General features: G+C 70.1%; 15 protein-coding genes and 2 pseudogenes. 5 read left to right on the forward strand and 12 right to left on the reverse strand.

Features of this window, described 5'->3' with window-relative positions:
* Window positions 1–23: 23 nt before the first annotated feature.
* Complete coding sequence (locus QRX50_RS47110; protein WP_285969528.1) at window positions 24–1,433, forward strand: helix-turn-helix domain-containing protein; 1,410 nt, start codon at window positions 24–26, stop codon at window positions 1,431–1,433.
* Between the two features lie 58 nt (window positions 1,434–1,491).
* Here the strand turns inward: QRX50_RS47110 and htpG are convergent, their stop codons facing one another.
* The 3 genes from htpG to aceB all read right to left on the reverse strand — a co-directional run bounded on the left by htpG (window position 1,492) and on the right by aceB (window position 6,700).
* The gene (htpG, locus tag QRX50_RS47115) at window positions 1,492–3,438 is read right to left on the reverse strand and encodes a molecular chaperone HtpG (protein WP_285969529.1); all 1,947 of its coding nucleotides are present in this window, start codon (window positions 3,436–3,438) and stop codon (window positions 1,492–1,494) included.
* A 491-nt stretch (window positions 3,439–3,929) separates the two neighbouring features.
* Window positions 3,930–5,126 (reverse strand): DUF6986 family protein, encoded by a 1,197-nt coding sequence (locus QRX50_RS47120; RefSeq protein WP_285969530.1) that lies wholly within the window; start codon window positions 5,124–5,126, stop codon window positions 3,930–3,932.
* Entirely contained in the window at window positions 5,126–6,700 is a 1,575-nt protein-coding gene (gene aceB, locus QRX50_RS47125) for a malate synthase A (RefSeq protein WP_285969531.1), read from the reverse strand. Before aceB ends, QRX50_RS47120 begins: the two co-directional genes overlap by 1 nt.
* Window positions 6,701–6,822: 122 nt before the next feature.
* Here aceB and QRX50_RS47130 point away from each other — a divergent pair, with 122 nt between their 5' ends.
* On the forward strand, window positions 6,823–7,587 hold the full coding sequence (locus tag QRX50_RS47130; protein ID WP_285969532.1) for an IclR family transcriptional regulator: 765 nt from the start codon (window positions 6,823–6,825) through the stop codon (window positions 7,585–7,587).
* On the opposite strand, the pseudogene QRX50_RS47135 reads toward QRX50_RS47130, so the two are convergent.
* From QRX50_RS47135 to ftsY, 9 genes and pseudogenes are all read right to left on the reverse strand, one after another.
* Window positions 7,580–8,078, reverse strand: a pseudogene (locus QRX50_RS47135) (GNAT family N-acetyltransferase). The gene QRX50_RS47130 and the pseudogene QRX50_RS47135 sit on opposite strands and share 8 nt — an antisense overlap.
* 110 nt (window positions 8,079–8,188) lie before the next feature.
* A complete protein-coding gene (locus tag QRX50_RS47140) occupies window positions 8,189–8,557 on the reverse strand; it encodes a DUF4333 domain-containing protein (RefSeq protein ID WP_353074067.1) in 369 nt (122 codons plus the stop codon).
* A complete protein-coding gene (locus QRX50_RS47145; RefSeq protein ID WP_285969533.1) occupies window positions 8,515–9,162 on the reverse strand; it encodes a hypothetical protein in 648 nt (215 codons plus the stop codon). The genes QRX50_RS47140 and QRX50_RS47145 overlap by 43 nt, the downstream gene beginning before the upstream one ends.
* Window positions 9,163–9,251: 89 nt before the next feature.
* Complete coding sequence (locus QRX50_RS47150) at window positions 9,252–9,728, reverse strand: YbaB/EbfC family nucleoid-associated protein (RefSeq protein WP_285969534.1); 477 nt, start codon at window positions 9,726–9,728, stop codon at window positions 9,252–9,254.
* Complete coding sequence (locus QRX50_RS47155) at window positions 9,725–10,225, reverse strand: hypothetical protein (protein WP_285969535.1); 501 nt, start codon at window positions 10,223–10,225, stop codon at window positions 9,725–9,727. The genes QRX50_RS47150 and QRX50_RS47155 overlap by 4 nt, the downstream gene beginning before the upstream one ends.
* 32 nt (window positions 10,226–10,257) lie before the next feature.
* A complete protein-coding gene (locus QRX50_RS47160) occupies window positions 10,258–11,073 on the reverse strand; it encodes a hypothetical protein (protein WP_285969536.1) in 816 nt (271 codons plus the stop codon).
* A gap of 152 nt (window positions 11,074–11,225) precedes the next feature.
* Window positions 11,226–11,672, reverse strand: a pseudogene (locus QRX50_RS50195) (putative T7SS-secreted protein); the annotation flags it as partial.
* Window positions 11,672–12,226, reverse strand: a complete 555-nt coding sequence (locus QRX50_RS47165; protein ID WP_285969537.1) for a hypothetical protein — start codon at window positions 12,224–12,226, stop codon at window positions 11,672–11,674. The pseudogene QRX50_RS50195 and the gene QRX50_RS47165, both read right to left, overlap by 1 nt.
* A gap of 107 nt (window positions 12,227–12,333) precedes the next feature.
* Window positions 12,334–13,683, reverse strand: a complete 1,350-nt coding sequence (ftsY, locus tag QRX50_RS47170) for a signal recognition particle-docking protein FtsY (RefSeq protein ID WP_285969538.1) — start codon at window positions 13,681–13,683, stop codon at window positions 12,334–12,336.
* 151 nt (window positions 13,684–13,834) lie between these two features.
* On the opposite strand from ftsY, the gene QRX50_RS47175 reads away from it, so the two are divergent.
* The 3 genes from QRX50_RS47175 (at window position 13,835) to QRX50_RS47185 (ending at window position 17,377) form a co-directional block, all read left to right on the forward strand.
* Complete coding sequence (locus QRX50_RS47175; RefSeq protein WP_285969539.1) at window positions 13,835–15,040, forward strand: anhydro-N-acetylmuramic acid kinase; 1,206 nt, start codon at window positions 13,835–13,837, stop codon at window positions 15,038–15,040.
* 10 nt (window positions 15,041–15,050) lie between these two features.
* Window positions 15,051–16,619 (forward strand): sodium:solute symporter, encoded by a 1,569-nt coding sequence (locus QRX50_RS47180; protein ID WP_285969540.1) that lies wholly within the window; start codon window positions 15,051–15,053, stop codon window positions 16,617–16,619.
* Between the two features lie 65 nt (window positions 16,620–16,684).
* A complete protein-coding gene (locus QRX50_RS47185) occupies window positions 16,685–17,377 on the forward strand; it encodes a DUF3455 domain-containing protein (protein WP_285969541.1) in 693 nt (230 codons plus the stop codon).
* The last annotated feature ends 2 nt before the right edge of the window (window positions 17,378–17,379 follow it).

The following is a 17,379-nucleotide window of genomic DNA, read 5'->3' on the forward strand; positions in this document are numbered from 1 at the left end:
GTTTGTGCTTTCCTACAAGCCTGATGACGACCGTGAGAACCCTGCTGGGCCTACCCGGCCTGCGCCCGCACCCGAGCACCGCCGAGGGCCTGCTCGACCGCGCCGTCACGCGGATCTACGTGACCGAGCTGCCCGACCCGGGCCGCTACCTGACGGCGGGTGAGCTCGTGCTGTCCGGGCTGCTGTGGTGGCGTGCGCCGGGCGACGCGGAGCCGTTCGTCGCGGCGCTGGCGGCCGGTGGCGCCGCCGCGTTGGCCGCGTCGGGCGCCGACGCCGGCGGCATCCCGGAAGACGTCATCGACACGTGCGCCCGCCACGGCGTCCCGCTGCTGGAAGTGCCGCCGGACCTGTCGTTCGCCGTGGTCACCGAACGCGTGGTGCTCGCGCTCGCGGCCGCCGCCGACGGGGCGCGCAAACGCTTGCTCACCGCCGCCGCGGAGGACGCGCCGCTGGCAGACCTGCTGGCCCGCGCAGCCGAAGAGCTGGGCACGGCGTGCTGGGTCCTCTCGGGCGTGCCCCGCGTGGTGGCCGGTACGGCACCGCTGCCGGTGTCGGCGGCCGAACCCGTGCGCCAGTTCGCCGCCGCCCGCGCCCGGCCGACGGCGGCGGGCGGCCTCACCGTGCTGCCGGTGGAGAGCCGCCACGCCGTGCCGTGGCTGCTCGCCGTGGACGGACCGCTGAGCACCGCGCAGACGGAGCTCGCCGAGGAGCTGGCCGGGCTCGTCGGCTTGGCTCGCGCGCGGTCGCGTCCGTCACCGGCGCCACTCGGCGGCAATGTCCGCGCGGTCGCGCTGCGCACCGAAGACAGCTCGGAGGCCGACGATGTACTGGCCGAACTCCTGGCCACAACAGAGCTCGCCACATTCAAGGAAGCGATCACGCCCACCGGCAGCCGTGACCACACGGACGCGCTCGCCCTCGTCGCCGACGACGACTCCTGGCCCGGCGGCTGGGCCGACGACGCGGTGACCGCTCTGTCCACAGTGGAACCCCTGCTGCGCGCGACGCGGATCCTCGCCGGCGTCAGCGATCCCGTGCCCGCGGCCGAATCACGCGGCGCGTTCGAAGTGGCGCGCCACGCGCTTTCCCTTGCCGCGCAGCGGGAAGGCGACGTGGTGGTCGTGCCCGCCGCCGCACTGGGCGTGCACCAGCTCCTGCTCGCCGGCGCGTCCACCGACCTGCGCGCCGCGTTGCGCCGGCGCCTGCTCGGCCCGCTGCTCGACTACGACGCCGAACAGCATTCGGACCTCGTGCGCACCGTGCGCGTGTTCCTGGAGTGCTCCGGCTCCCCCACGCGCGCGGCGAAAACCCTGCACATCCACGTGAACACCCTGCGCTACCGCATCGGCCGCGCCGCCGAGCTGCTCGGCGTGGACCTCACGGACTTCGTCGCGCAGGTCGACGTCTACCTGGCCCTGACCTCGGAGTCCTGAAACGCCATGAAGGGCACCTTCCGGGAATTCCCTCGAGGTGCCCTTCACGGACCGGTGGTCAGAGAGCCTTCGCGGCCCGATCGGCGACCAGCTTCAGGAACCGGCCCGGATCGGCCAGCTCGCCACCCTCGGCCAGCAGCGCCATGCCGTGCAGCAGCTCCGCCGTCTCGGCCAGCGAACCGTCCGCCGGGTTCTCCGCGAACGCCTTGCGCAGGCCCGTCACCAGCGCGTGTTCCGGATTGAGCTCCAGGACCCGCTTGATCTGCGGCATCTCCTGGCCCATCGCGCGGTACATCTTCTCCAGCGTCGGCGTCATGTCACCCGAGTCGCCGACGATGCACGACGGCGAGGTGGTCAGCCGCGAGGAAAGGCGGACCTCCTTGACGCTGTCGGTGAGCGTCGCCGACATCCACTTGAGCAGATCTTCGTACTCGGCCTTCTGCTCGTCGGACGTCTCGTCGCCGCCGAGGTCGACCTCACCCTTGGCCACGGACTGGAACGACTTCTCCTCGAACCCACCCACGCCGTCGACCCACATCTCGTCGACCGGGTCGGTGAGGATGAGAACCTCGTACCCCTTGGCGCGGAACGCTTCCAGGTGCGGCGAGTTCTCGATCACCGTGCGCGATTCGCCGGTGAGGTAGTAGATGTGCTCCTGGCCTTCCTTCATCCGTGAGACGTAGTCTCGCAGCGAAGTCGGCTTCTCCGCGTGGTGCGTGGACGCGAACGACGAGATGTCGAGGATGGCCGAGCGGTTCTCCGGATCGTCGAGCAGACCCTCCTTCACCGCGCGGCCGAACTCGCGCCAGAACGTCGCGTACTTTTCGGCGTCCTCGGTCATCATCGTCTTGATCGTGGAGAGGATCTTCTTCTCCAGCCGCCGCCGGATGGCGCGGATCTGGCGGTCCTGCTGCAGGATCTCGCGCGAGACGTTGAGCGAGAGGTCCTGCGCGTCGACGACACCCTTGACGAAGCGCAGGTAGTTCGGCATCAGCGCTTCGCAATCGTCCATGATGAACACGCGCTTCACGTACAGCTGCACGCCGCGCTTCGCGTCCCGCATGAACAGGTCCATCGGCGCCTGCGACGGGATGAACAGCAGCGCCTGGTACTCGAACGTGCCCTCCGCCTGCATGCGGACGGTTTCGAGCGCGTTGTTCCAGTCGTGGCTGATGTGCTTGTAGAACTCCTGGTACTCCTCGTCGGACACCTCCGACGAGGGCCGGGCCCACAGCGCCTTGCGCGAGTTGACGGTCTCGAACTCCGGCTCGTTTCGCTCTTCGGAGCCCTCTGTGCCTTCTTCGGCAGCGTCCAGGGGGCTGGCCTGCTTGGCCATCCGGACGGGCCAGGTGATGAAGTCGGAGTAGCGCTTGACGATCTCGCGGACCTTCCACTCCGACGTGTAGTCGAAGAGGTGGTCCTCGTCGTCGGCCGGCTTGAGGTGCAGGGTGACGGCGGTGCCCTGCGGCGCGTCGGCCACCGGCTCGATCGTGTAGGTGCCCTCGCCCTCGGACTCCCAGCGCACGCCATCGGTGGTGCCGGCTTTGCGCGTGGTGAGCGTGACCTTGTCGGCGACCATGAAGCTGGAGTAAAAACCGACGCCGAACTGGCCGATGAGGTCCTGCGAGCCGGCCGCGTCCTGTGATTCCTTGAGCTTGCGGAGGAACTCGGCGGTGCCCGATTTGGCGATGGTGCCGATGAGGTTCACGACGTCGTCGCGGGACATGCCGATGCCGTTGTCGCGGACGGTGAGGGTGCGGGCGTCCTTGTCGAGGGTGAGCTCGACGTGGAGGTCGGCGGTGTCGGCTTCGAGGTCCTTGTCGCGGTAGGTCTCGAGGCGGAGCTTGTCGAGGGCGTCGGAGGCGTTGGAGATGAGCTCGCGGAGGAAGATGTCCTTGTTCGAGTAGATCGAGTGGATCATCAGCTGGAGCAGCTGGCGGGCCTCGGACTGGAACTCGAGGGTTTCGGGTTGTGCTGCTTCTTGGGCCGGTGCTTCTTGAGCCATGGTGTCGCGTTTTCCTTTCCCACCCACACCAGAAAGACGGCAGCGAGCCTACCTGGGGTGGGCTGGGTGGGTCGGGGGTGCCTGTGTGGGAGAGGTTCTGGTCCCCGCGCGGCGTGTTGCGGAGGGGCTGTGGGGTGATGCGGTCCTCGCGAGGGCGTGTTGCGGCAGGCGTGCACCCCGAAGCTGGATTGTGTTGACGGCCGGTGAACCGTTGTCGAGGCGGGAAAGCATGCCTTGACACGGCTCGCCGCCCGCAAAGACGCTTCGGATCGGGGTGCCGGGGCGGGACTGGGTGCAGGTTCCGCAGGTGGGTCGGCGGCGGTTGCGCAGGCCTACGCGGCCTGGATGGGTCGTAAGTTGGGCAGGCGGGTGGCGGTTGGGTGGGGGCCAAAGCGCCCCAATGTGGCGTTCGGTGCGCTGAGCGCACCCAATGCGGCGTTCGGTGCGTTGAACGCAACCAACGCCGCATTGGGGCGCGGCAGGCAGGGCAGTCAGGCCAGGCGGCGGGCGTAGCGGTCGAGGGTCGCGGCGTCGAAGGGGAGTTCGGCCGGCTCCAGGGCGCCGCAGTGGAGGCCGCCCAGGAGGTAGTGGGCGAGGGCGGCGGCGGTGGCGGGTTCGTCGAGGACGCCGGCCGAGGTTTGGGAGGCGTAGTCGCTGAGGCGCTTCGCGGCGGTGGGGAAGCCTTCGCGGTAGAAGGCGTAAGTGGCGGCGAAGCGGGTCGGCAGCTGGTGGGGGTGGAGGTCCCAGCCCTGGTAGAAGCCGTTTTCCAGGGAGCGGCGGACCAAGCGCAGGTGTTCGGCCCAGGCGCCAGGCAGGTCGTCGCCGATCGGCAAGCGGTTGGTGGAGCCGTCGGAAAGGCGAACGCCGGTGCCGGCGGCGGCGACCTGCATGAGCTGCTTCGCGAAGTCGGCCGCCGGGTGGGCCATGCTCTGGTAGGCGGCGCCGATGCCGAGGCCCGCGCTGTAGTCGTAGGTGCCGTAGTGCAGGCCGAAGCAGCGGCCGGCGGCGGCCTGGATGATGCGGGCCACGGTGACGGTGCCGTCGTGGGCGAGGATCGACTGCGCGGTCTCGATCTGCACCTCGAAGCGCAGGGTGCCCTCGGCCAGGCCGTAGGCGACCTCCAGCTGCCCGAGTACGTCGGCGGCCACCGAGACCTGCTCGATGGCGGTGACCTTCGGCAGGGTGATCACGAACCCGTCGGGCAAGGCGCCGTTGCTGAGCAGTCCGGAAAGGAACAGGTCCAGCGTGCGGATGCCGCGCCGGCGGGTGGTGGCTTCGAAGCTCTTGAAGCGGATGCCCACGAACGGGGTGCCGCCCGTGGTCGCGAGGGTCTGCCCGGCGGCCAGGGCCGCGGCGTCCTCGGCTTCGTCGCCCGGGTTGCCGTAGCCGTCCTCGAAGTCGATCCGCAGGTCCTCGATCGGCTCGGTGAGCAGCTTCGTCCGCACGCGCTCGGCGACGTCCGCGTCGAGGCCGAGCACGTCGCCGCGCTCGACGAAGACCCGCATGGCCTGCTTGCCCCAGTCGGCGACCAGGCGGGTGCGGTACTGGGACGCCGACACGTACACGGTGTGCACGGGCCGGCGGCCCGGCGGCTCACCGGGGTACAGCGCCGCGACGCGCGCGTCGGCCTCGGCCAGGCGCGCGTCGGCGGCGGTGTAGACGTCCTCGGTGAGCCTGCCGTCCCGCATTACTTGATGTGCTCGTAGGCCGGGAGCGTGAGGAAGTCCGGGAACTCGTCGGCCAGCGCGACCTGCTCGAACAGCTCGACGGCCGGCGTGAGCGCGTCTTCCTTGACCTCGGCCGACAGCTCGCCGCGGACCTCGGCCAGCACGCCGCGCACGAGCTCCGCGGTGACCCTGTCGCCGGTGTCGAGCTGGGTGCCGTTCTTGACCCACTGCCACACCTGCGAACGGGAGATCTCGGCCGTGGCCGCGTCCTCCATGAGGTTGTGGATGGCCGCCGCGCCGTTGCCGCTCAGCCAGGACGCGATGTAGCGGATGCCGACCTCGACGGCGGCGCGCAGGCCGGCCGCAGTGGCACTGCCCGGCGTCGAGGCGACGTCGAGGAGCTGGTCGGCCGTGACGCTGACCTCGTCGCGGGTGCGCTCGAGCTGGTTCGGCCGGTCGCCGAGGACCTTGTCGAACTCCTCCTTGCAGAGGGCGACCATGCCGGGGTGCGCGACCCAGGAACCGTCGAACCCGTCGGCCGCCTCGCGCGCCTTGTCGGCGTGGACCTTTTCGAACGCGCCCTCGTTGACCTTCGGGTCCTTGCTCGGGATGAACGCCGCCATGCCGCCGATCGCGAACGCGCCGCGCTGGTGACAGGTGGCCACGAGCAGCTCGGTGTAGGCGCGCATGAACGGAGCGGTCATGGTCACCGAGTTGCGGTCCGGCAGCACGAACTTCTCACCGGCGTCACGGAAGTACTTGATCACGCTGAACAGGTAGTCCCAGCGGCCCGCGTTGAGGCCCGAGGCGTGCTCGCGCAGCTCGTAGAGGATTTCCTCCATCTCGAACGCGGCCGGGATCGTCTCGATCAGCACGGTGGCGCGGACGGTGCCGTGCTCGATGCCGAGGGCCTTCTCGGCGTGGGTGAACACGTCGTTCCACAGCCGCGCCTCGAGGTGGCTCTCCATCTTCGGCAGGTAGAAGTACGGGCCCTTGCCGCGCTTGAGCAGCTCGGCCGCGTTGTGGAAGAAGTACAGGCCGAAGTCGACCAGCGCGCCGACGCCCTGGCGGCCGCCGAAGGTGAGGTTGCGCTCGTCGAGGTGCCAGCCGCGCGGGCGGACCACGATGGTGGCGTGCTCGACGTCGTCCTTGAGCGCGTAGCTCTTGCCGCCGCTCTCCAGCGTGATGGTCTCGCGGATGGCGTCGGACAGGTTGACCTGGCCGGACACGACGTTGGCCCAGTGCGGCGTGTTGGCGTCCTCGAAGTCGGCGAGCCACACCTTGGCGCCGGAGTTGAGGGCGTTGATGGTCATCTTGCGGTCGGTGGGGCCGGTGATCTCCACGCGGCGGTCACGCAGCGCCGGCGGCGCCTCGGCGACCTTCCAGTCGCCTTCGCGGATCTCCTTCGTCTCCGGCAGGAAGTCGAGCCGGCCGGTCGTACGGGCCTCTTCGCGGCGCTTGCCGCGGGCCGCGAGCAGCTCGTCCCGGCGCGCCGCGAAGGCGTCGTGGAGCCCCGCCAGGAAGGCGAGGGCTTCCGGCGTCAGGATCTCGTCGCCGCGCTCCACCGAGCCGCCGAGGACCTGGACTTCAGACATGCGAAACACCCCGAGTCGTTCTTTGGATAACGTCCCTACGGTTTTTACCTGACGGACTATAGTTTCTGCATAGCGGAAGCTCAAACGCTCGGAAGAAGCGGACGTGTGAGGAGGCCCACCTGGTGGCAGCTGAGAAAGGCGGACGGGACGGCGGCGTCCAGTCCCTGCAGCGCGCGTTCGAGCTGCTGGAGCACCTCGCGGACACGGGCGGGGAGGCCAGCCTGTCGGAGCTCGCGACCCTCTCAGGGCTGCCGATGCCAACCATTCACCGGCTGATCCGGACGCTGGTCGACCTCGGGTACGTCCGGCAGAACACCAACCGCCGCTACGCCCTCGGCGCGCGGCTCATCCGCCTCGGCGAGAACGCGAGCATGCAGTTCGGCTCATGGGCGCGGCCGTTGCTGGTCGAGCTCGTCGAGGAGGTCGGCGAGACGGCCAACCTCGCCGTGCTGGAGCGCGACGAGGTCGTGTACGTGGCCCAGGTGCCCTCCAAGCACTCCATGCGGATGTTCACGGAGGTCGGCCGGCGCCTGCTGCCCCACGGCACCGGGGTCGGCAAGGCGATGCTCGCGCAGCTGCCCGCCGACGACGTCGCCGCGCTGCTCAGGCGCACCGGCATGCCCGCGTACACCGAACACACCTTCACCGACCCTTCTTCGCTCGCCGCCGAGCTCACGCGCATCGCGTCGCAGGGCTACGCGCTGGACGAGGCCGAGCAGGAGCTCGGGGTCCGGTGCATCGCCGTCGCGGTGCCCGGCATGCCGGTGCCCGCGGCGGTGTCCGTGTCCGGCCCGTCCGGCCGGCTGACCGCGGACGCGGTGGCGAGCATCGCGCCCGTGGTGCAGAAGATCGCCGACCGGCTTTCGCAGCAGCTGCCGGTCACCTGAGCTCGCCGGCCAGGAGGTCCATGAGCAGGCCGTCGTGGAAGGTGCCGTCGGGGCCGCGTTCGTACTGGCGCAGCAGGCCGACGGGCCGGAAGCCGAGCTTGGCGTAGACGAGCACCGCCTTCTCGTTGGCGGCGGCCGGGTCGATCGTCAGGCGGTGGTGGCCCTGGGCGAACAGGTGCGCGGCGAGCACACGGATGGCCTCCGTGCCGAGGCCCCGGCCGTGGTGGCTCGGCGCGACGGCGATGTCGATGCCGGCGTGGCGGTACTGCGGGTCGAGCTCTTCGGAGCTCTGGATGAGCCCGACGACCTCCCCGTCGAGCTCGATGGCGTAGCTGGAGAAGCCGGCTTCCTCCTCGAGGAGGCTTTCGACCTCGTGCACGGCTTCGCCCCACCACCGCGCGACTTCGGGCGTGGACAGGGATTTCCTGGGCGCGGCGCCGGTCGCCTTCGGTGAGCGGACGCAGGCGGACGCGCGGACCGTCGATGATCATGGCTGGGTTTCCTCTCGTCCGGGGTGTCCTGGCGACGAAGGGAAACGGGAGGTCCACGCGGGCGTCAATCCGTGGCTGGAGTGTGCGCCCGCGCGGGCCGGTGTGTCACCTCAATTGCTGCTCACGTGGTCGTCGACCTTGACCGAGTAGCGAACGTCGCTGCCGTTCACGGTGTTGACGGTCGCGGTGAGGCCCGCCTTGGTCGTTCCGGCGACCAGTTCGCAGCGCATCTGCTGGCCGACCTTCGCGTCGATCGGTCCCGGGCACGTCACCGAGTCCGGCCGCTGCCCCACCGTCTTCTGCAACGCGTCGGAGATCCCCTTCTCCAGGTCAGCCTTCGCCACCTTCCGCTGCACCTCTACGTGCGCGGAACACCCGGCCACCAACGCGAGCCCACACACTGCGATTACCACACGACGCAACACTGTCTGCCTCCTCAGGCCCAGACGGAACGCGGAATCAGATCGAGCAGGTCGCACCGCAGGTCCAGCGCGGCGACAAGCTTGTCGAGATCACGGTGATCGGTGATGCGGTCGCCGAAGGCGAGGTTCGCACCGAGGAGCGTAAACCCTCGGAACGGACGCGGGTCGGTCTTCAGGAAATGAGTGACCTGCGGCACGAGCACCGCACGCGCGAAGCGATCGTCGCCGGTGCGCACCTCGTACCGTTCGTCGAACTCGGCGTCGCCCACCCGGAGGTCACCGCGGCCGATCGAGGCGTTCACGCGGCTCTCGAGCGGCACCGCCGGGCGCACCTGCAGTGCCGGGCCGAGTTTCGGAGTGCGCACCCACACGGCTCGCGCGTAATAGGTGGCCACCCCGCGTTGGCGCACCTTGAACCTGGCGCCGAGGAAGGAACGTCCCCGGTGCGTCCCCCTCACGATTTCGTGTGCCTCGAACGCCTCGGGCGGCCGCACGAACGGATCACTCGGCGAGAACAGCTCGTCCGCGAAAGAACGTTGCAGGTGGGGGTCGCCTTCGTTGTAGTAGGCGCAATAGGAGTCGTTGCGTTCCTCGTACCGCCACCCTCGCCGCGGCGCTTCCTGGCTCAACCGCTGCAGCACCCCGGCTTCGGCGCGCTGCATGCTCCGGTTGTTCCACACCACGAACCACGTCACCGCGGCCGCGATCAGGAGCGTGCCGCCGATGACGATCACGAGGATCAGCGCGACACTCACCGGGTCGATTCCTGGTCGTACACGGAGAAGTCGTCGAACTCACCCTCCGGCGGCACCTCGCGAACCGGCGGACGCGGCGGCGGAGCCACCGAGGTCGGGCGAGGGGCACCGAAAAGCTGCTCGTCGGAGTCGAGCACGCGGTCGAGGAACTCGGTGCTGCCGAGGCCGCGGCCGACGACCTCGGCCTGCATCCGCGCCGCCGCGGCCTGTGCTTCGCCGATCGCTCGCAGCACGTCCGCCGACAGCACGGCGGGATCCGCCTCGCGGGCGCGTTCGCTGAAGGTGACCGACGCGATCGCGCCGCCCGGTCCCGCGACCACGGTGACCACGCCGTCCGGCGAGGTCGCGGTGCCCATGGCGTCTTTGAGCTCGTCGGCCACGCGCTGGTACGCCTCGGCTCGGAGGCGGTTGTCGGCCGCGGCCGTGTCGATCGCTTCGATGCGGGCCAGCAGCTGCCGCGCGGTGTCGTTCATGCCGTCTGCTCCGGTTTGACGGTGGTGAGGAACTTCTGGAAGTCGTCGATCACGTGCTCGAACTGGTTCTCCAGCAACGCCGACAGCACCACGTGCAGCACGGCCTGCCGCTGCGGGTCCTGCTGGTCGCGCATCACCAGGAACACCTGGAACTGCACGAGGTCCACCTGCTTGCCCTTGAGCCCGACGGTCAGCTTCACCGCCTGCGTGAGGCCCGGGTTCTCCGCCGAGCCGACCTCGTTGCGCCGCCCGAGCTGTACGCCCTGGGCGCCGGCGGCGCGCAGCTTCTCGACGGCCTCGTCGCCGACCGCCGTGAGCGCGACGTCGTCTTCACGCAGCTCGCCGGTGATCGTGATGTTCGCCGTGAACCCCTCACGCGCCGACGCGGGGTTCAGGGCGACGAACGCCGCGTCCGGCGTGCCGACCTCGTCGGGCGGAACCGATCGCCACCCCTCCGGCAGCGAGAACTCGATCGGGACGGGGAGGGTGCCTGCCACTGTGTCTGCTCCGAATCTGCTGGTTCTGGTGGTCAGAAGCCGAGGAAGTCGCCGACGGCGCCCGCGGCGTTCGCGATGCCGTGCCCGACGTCGGACGCGACCTCGCCGACGTCACCGGCCACGTCCTGAACGGTGTCGACGACCTCACCCGGGTCGATGCTGAGATCGAACCCGACCTTGCCACCGATACCCAGGGCCACGCCGACCGATGCACCGACGTGGAACTTCCCGTCGTCGCCCATGCCGAACTGGCCGCTCGCTTCGGCCCCGACGCCAGCCCACGCCTCGCCGTGCGCACCGGCGGTGACACCGGCGACCTCGGCGCTCACATTGCCCTCGATCCGGCCGCCCGCGAACCCCTCGACGCTGCCCTGCATCCCGGACCAGCCGAGGGAGCCCTGGGCGGACGCCTTGGCACCGACTTCCGCAGAAGCGTCGCCCTTCACCGCAACGTGGTCGCCGTAGTGAATTTCGCCTTGCGCACTGCCCTTGGCCAGATACGCCTCGGCTGACGCGCCCGCGGTCAGGCCCAGCGCCGAAGCGCCCGCGTGGGCCTCCGCGCCGGCGCCCAGGGCCGCGCCCTCGATCTTGCCGCTGCCGCCGAAGGTCCCGTCGCCGAACTTCCCGTCGAGCGAACCGTCGACCAGGTCGACGCTCGCCGAGGCCGACACGGTGCTCTCCGACGTGTCGATGCCGAGCTTTTCGAGCAGGCCGCCCAGCTTGTCGGTGAGCATGCCGTCGGACTGCGAACCCCATTCGCGGGTGTAGTTCTTGCCGCCCTTGTGGTCCTGCCAGCCACCGGGGTCCTCCTCGACCTCGGCCCACTCCTTCTTGTCCGGGTCCCACACCGTCTTCGTCTTTTTGTCGCGCTCCTCGGCGCCGAACTCGTGGGTCTTGCCGAGATCCCGGAGTAAGTCCCGTCGTCCTTCTTCTTGAAGCCGAGCTTCTCCGCCGTGGAGCCGCCGGCCTCTTCGAGCGCGGCGCGGGCGGCCCTCAGGATCCGCTCGGCCTCCTGCGTCGCGGACTGGCCGGGGTCGGCGAAGGCCGGGATCGCGTGTCCCCCGGTGAGGGCCTGATAGGCCTGCACAGTCCACTGCGCGGACGCGGCGCGCGTGGCAGCCTGCCCCTGCGTGTACAGCTCGATCGCCCGCTGGGCCTCGGACTGGCTCTTGGTCAGCGCCTCGCCGTAGTCGGCCAGCGCGTTGGCGCCGCCGCCCAGGACCCCGATGGTGTCGAACCACTTCTTCGGCTCCTGGCCGAAGGTCTCGCGGAACCGGTCGCTCGCCTCGCCGGTCCACTGCTTCGCGTCGACGCCCGAGAGGCCGTCGGAGATCGCGGCCATCTTCTGGATGTTGCGGACGAGGTCCTTCAGGTCACCAGAGATGAACCGCGGCTCACCGGGGACGAGTTCCTTCGGGTCGGTCGTCTCCCCCAGCTCGGCGGCCATCAGAACACCGGCCCTTCGCGGTCCGCCTCGGCGACGGGGTCAGGGCCCTCCACCTCGGACTTCGGACCGGGGAACAGCTCCCGGGAGCGCTCGGGGCTCATCACGTCCGGCGGGAGTTCGTCGATCGACCCGCTGATCCGGCCGGTCGCGCCGCCGGTCCACGCGGGACCGATCTTCTCGCCGTCGTCCGGATTCCCGCCGACGGACCGGTGCAGAATCTCGCCGAGCGGACCGAAGACGCCACCGTCCGTAGTCCCGCCGAACGCCTTCGCCGCGGTCTTCACGATCGCGTCGCTCGCGGTGTCGTCGGCGCCCGCGTACCGCACCGCCGCCGTGCGCAGGTCTTCGCCGTGGCCCTGGGCTTTGCCCTCGAGCGCGGCGACGACGGACTTGATCTCTTCGATGAAGCTGCCCCAGCCGGCCTGCACGCCGGGGTGGCCATAGTCGCCGCTCGGCCCTTGCCACAGCAGGCCCGCGGCGCCTCCGACCACGTCGCCGATGGTATCGGCGGCGCGTTCGAGCTCCTCGGTTACGGCGTCGAACCCACCCGTCATGCCCGTGAACCCCTTGATCAACCGTCAGCGACGGGTCCACCGTGGCAGAGACAGGCGGGTGTCCTGTCCTCCTTGCCGGTTGATCACCTCAACGGGCGAATTCGGGCTCAGCCGAGCAGGGCGTCCACGAACGCGCCAGGCTCGAACGGCGCCAGGTCGTCCGGCCCTTCGCCGAGGCCGACGAGCTTCACCGGCACCCCGAGCTCCTTCTGGACCTGGAAGACGATGCCGCCCTTGGCCGTGCCGTCGAGCTTGGTGAGGACGATGCCCGTGACGTCGATGACCTCGGAGAACACGCGGGCCTGGGCGAGGCCGTTCTGGCCGGTGGTGGCGTCGAGCACCAGCAGGACCTCGTCGACCTTCGCCTGCTTCTCGACGACGCGCTTGACCTTGCCGAGCTCGTCCATGAGGCCGGTCTTGGTGTGGAGGCGCCCGGCAGTGTCGATCAGGACCGCATCGGCGCCTTCGTCGATGCCGCGCTTCACGGCGTCGAACGCGACGGCGGCGGGATCGGCGGCTTCCTTGCCGCGCACGACCGACGCGCCGACGCGCTCGCCCCAGGTCTGGAGCTGGTCGGCGGCCGCGGCGCGGAAGGTGTCGGCCGCGCCGAGCACCACGGTCGAGCCTTGCGAGACGAGCACGCGCGCGAGCTTGCCGGTAGTGGTGGTCTTGCCGGTGCCGTTCACGCCGGCGACGAGTACCACGGCGGGCTGCTTCTGGCCGTCGACCTCGTGCGGCAACGCGCGCACGGCACGGATGCCGTCCGTGGACAGCGAAGCGGTCAGGACCTCGCGCAGCACTTCGCGTGCTTCGGCGGGCGTGCGCACCGCGCGGCGCGAAAGCTCGTCCCGCAAGCGCTCGACGATCTGGGTCGTGGTGGCCGCGCCGAGGTCGGCGATGAGCAGCGAGTCCTCGACGTCCTGCCAGGAATCCTCGTCGAGGTCGCCGGCGCCGAGCAGGCCCAGCAGGCTCTGGCCGAACATCGAGCGCGACTTCGACAGCCGCCCGCGCAGGCGCTCCAGGCGGCCGGTCGCGGGGTCGATCTCCTCGATCGGGAGCACCGGCTCGATCGGCTCGACGGTGCCTTCGACCGGCGCGGCCGCGGGGCCTTCCGACTCCGGCTCGGGCAGCTTGACGTCGCGCATCGTGCGCTGGTCGGAGTCGCGCGGCACCGCGGCGTCGTCGCCCACGGCGGGCTGGCCGTCGACCTCCGGGCGGTCCTCGACGGGGTGCTCGGCCGGCACCGGTTCCGCGGCGGGCGCAGCGTCGGCCTCACCCCCGGGCGCGAAGGTGATGCCGCCGGCCGCGGTGTACCCGCCGCCCTTCGGCTTCTCCTCGACCTTGCGCGCCTGTTCGAGGCTGATCCGCCGCCGACGTGCGATGAGCAGCCCGGACACCAGCACGGCGACCAGGACGACGACGGCGACGATGACGATCCAGAACCAGGTGCTCGACACGCCCCCATCCTGTCATCCGCTCCCGGGCTCCCCCAGACACCCCACCGCGCTGGGCCCTTCAGGCCAACGGATCACACGCAGAGTTCCGATTCGGCCAAGACTTCACGACGTGGGCTTGCGTCACCGCTTCACCCCGGCTAAACCACTCCGGATGAAAACCCACGGCTTCCGCGTCCTCGGCCTCCTTTCGGGGACTTCGGTCGACGGCATCGACGTCGCCGTCGCCGAACTGCACGCCGAGGACGACACCGTGGTCCTCACCCCGCTCGGCGAGCTCGACGTGCCCTTCGCGGCGGAAACCCGCGAAGCGGTGCTGAAGGCGCTGCCGCCCAACCCGAGCAGCGCCGAAGCGCTCACCGTGCTCGACACCCGCGTCGGCCAGGCCTTCGCCGAAGCCGCCGCGCAGGGCATCGCCGAGCACGGGCCCGTGGACGTGATCGCGTCGCTCGGCCAGACCGTTTACCACTGGGTGGAGAACGGCGTAGCCCTCGGCACGCTGCAACTGGGCCAGCCCGCGTGGATCGCCGAACGCACCGGCACGCCCGTCGTGGCCGACCTGCGCATCCGCGACATCACCGCCGGCGGCCAGGGCGCACCGCTCGCCAGCACGCTCGACGCGTTGTGGCTGCGTGGCCTCGCCGAGGAGACGGGCAAGCCCGTGGCCGCGCTCAACCTCGGCGGCATCGCCAACATCACGGTGGTCGGAGAGAGCGACGCGGTGTTCGCCTACGACACCGGCCCTGCCAACGCGTTGCTCGACCTCGCCGCCGCCCGCGTGACCGGCGGCGAGCAGCACGCCGACGTCGACGGGAAGCTCGCGCTGGCCGGCACCGTCCGCCGGGACCTGCTCGACCGGCTGCTCGCCGACCTGTACTTCGCCGCCGCACCACCGAAGTCCACCGGCAAGGAGCATTTCCACGGCGACTACCTCGACGCCGCCCTCGCCGGCGTGGCGCCGCTCACGCCCGAAGACCTCCTGGCGACTCTCACCGAACTGACCGCCGCGACCGTCGCCGCCGAATGCCGGCGCCACCACGCGGCGACGCTGGTCGTCTCCGGCGGCGGCATGCGCAACCCCGCCGTGATGGCGGCGCTGGCGGACAACCTCCCCGGTGTCGCCCTGCGCACCAGCGACGACCTCGGCCTGCCCGGCGCGGGCAAAGAGGCGTACCTGACCGCGTTGCTCGGCTGGCTGAGCTGGTGCGGCGTGCCGGCCACGCTGCCGTCGGCGACGGGCGCGCGCGGGCCCCGGCTGCTCGGCGCGCTCACGCCCGGCGCGGCCCCCCTGAACCTTCCGGCCCCGATGGGGGGCATCGTGACTCGCTTGCGGGTCGCGGAAGTTGGCGCACGACGGTAGGAGAATCCCCATGAACCCAGTCGATCTGGTGATCGTCATCGTGTACCTGGCGGCGATGCCGATCATCGGCGTGCTGGTCGGCCGCAGACAGAAGTCCGCGAACGACTACTTCGTCGGTGAACGCAGCATGCCCTGGTGGGCCGTCACGCTCTCGGTCGTGGCCACCGAGACGTCCACGCTCACCGTGATCTCGACGCCGGGCCTGGTCTTCGGCAGCGAGTTCCTCTTCCTCGAAGTGGCGTTCGGCTACATCCTCGGCCGCATCGTCGCCGCTTTCGTGCTGCTGCCCCGATACTTCCGCGGCAACTACGTGAGCGCCTACGAGTTCCTCGGCCGCCGCTTCGGGCGCGGTCTGCAGGGCACGGCGTCGGTCACGTTCGTCGTCACGCGCCTGCTCGCCGAGGGCCTGCGGCTGTTCGCCGGCGCCATCCCGATCAAGGCGATCCTCGACCACTACGGCATCCACACGTCCTATTGGCACATCGTGGTGCTGCTGACCGCGCTCACGCTCATCTACGCGTTCGTCGGCGGCATCAAGTCGGTGATCTGGGTCGACGTGATCCAGTGGTCGCTCTACGTCCTCGGCGCCCTCGGCGCGGTCGTGTTCCTCGCGACCAAGCTGCCCGACGGCTGGACGTCGATCGCCGCGAGCCAGGGCCGTTTCCAGCTCACCGACTTCACGTCCAACATCGTCACCAGCCCGTATGCGTTCATCGGCGCGGTGGTCGGCGGCGCGTTCCTGTCGATGGCGTCGCACGGCGCGGACCAGCTGATCGTCGGGCGGCTGCTGTCGACCAAGAGCCTGCGCGACGGCCAGCGCGCGCTGATCGGCTCGTCGTTCGTGGTGTTCGTGCAGTTCGCGTTGTTCCTGGTGGTCGGCGCCATGCTGTGGGTCTACACCGGCGGGAAGACGGGCGCGACGGCCACCGCGGTCGCGGCCGGGAAGATGTCCGGCGACGACGTGTTCTCCAACTTCATCGTCAACGACCTGCCCGTGGGCCTGGCGGGCCTGCTGATCGCCGGCATCCTCGCGTCCACGATGGGCGCGCTGGCCTCGGCGCTCAACGCACTGTCCACTTCGACCATCGCCGACCTCTACCAGCGCTTCACGCACCGGTCGGTGGAGGACTCGAAGCTGCTGCGCTACGGTCGCATGTGGACGCTGATCTGGGCGGTCGTGTTCGCGATCTTCGCGTCGCTGTTCACCAACTCGAAGGACCCGGTGATCCAGCAGGGCCTCGGCATCGTCGGCTACACCTACGGCGCGCTGCTGGGCTCGTTCTTCCTCGGCCTGATCGTGAAGAAGGCGCGCCAGGCCGACGCGGTGATCGCGTTCGCGTGCTCGGTGGTGGGCATGGCGTTCCTGATCCTGTTCGTCAAGTTCGACAAGACCACCACTGCCGTGCACATCCAGTTCGGCGCGGCCACGAAGACGCTCGTGCCGCTGGCCACGTACTGGTACACGTTCGTCGGCGTGGTGATCACGATGGTCGTCGGCGGGCTGCTCGCGCTGCGCCACCGCGACGCCGACCCGCACGCCGCGGAGGTCGACGCGCCGAAGGCCGAAGTCACCGTCTGACTGGCGGTAATCGCCCCGTTGAGAATTTTTTCCCGATCGAGTGAACCGTTCCGAGGTGGGCGCTCGTGCACCTGACGAGCGCCCGCCACCGGATGGCGGGCCTGGATCAGGCGGGGACGATGAAGCGGATTTCTCTGGCACTGGCGGCAGGTTCGATGATCCTCCTGGGCGGTGCGACGGCGTGCTCTTCGGGCTCGTCGGACGGTGCCGGACAGGGTGGCGCGGCGAACGCGGCCGGTTCGCAGGCAGCTCCGGCGCAGACCGGAGCGCAGAGCAGCACGCCGAGCGCGGCCGACACCCAGGGCGGCGCGCAAGCCGGTTCGCCCGAGATCGTCGAAGCTCCCGCGGCGGTGCAGGTGCCGCCGGGCAACAAGCGCGTGGCCAACTTCCGCGGCGAAGGCGTGCAGATCTACGGCTGCACCGACGGCGCGTGGAAGCTGATCAAGCCGTCGGCCATCATGACCGAGGGCACCAAGTCCGTGGCCCTGCACGACGCGGGCCCGATCTGGACGTCCACTGTGGACGGCAGCACGGTCGCTGCCACCGCCGTGCCGGGCAAGGCCGTGCAGCACACCGACGCGATCCCGGAGATCCTGCTCAAGTCCGACAAGGACACCGGCAAGGGCGTGTTCGGCACCGTCACCTACATCCAGCGCCTCGCCACCAAGGGCGGGCTCGCGCCGACGGGCGCGTGCAACGCGGGTGACGTGACCGCCACGCCGTACTCGGCCGAGTACGCGTTCTGGGCCGCGAACTGAAG

The sequence above is a fragment of the Amycolatopsis sp. 2-15 genome (assembly GCF_030285625.1).
Lineage (GTDB): Bacteria > Actinomycetota > Actinomycetes > Mycobacteriales > Pseudonocardiaceae > Amycolatopsis > Amycolatopsis carbonis.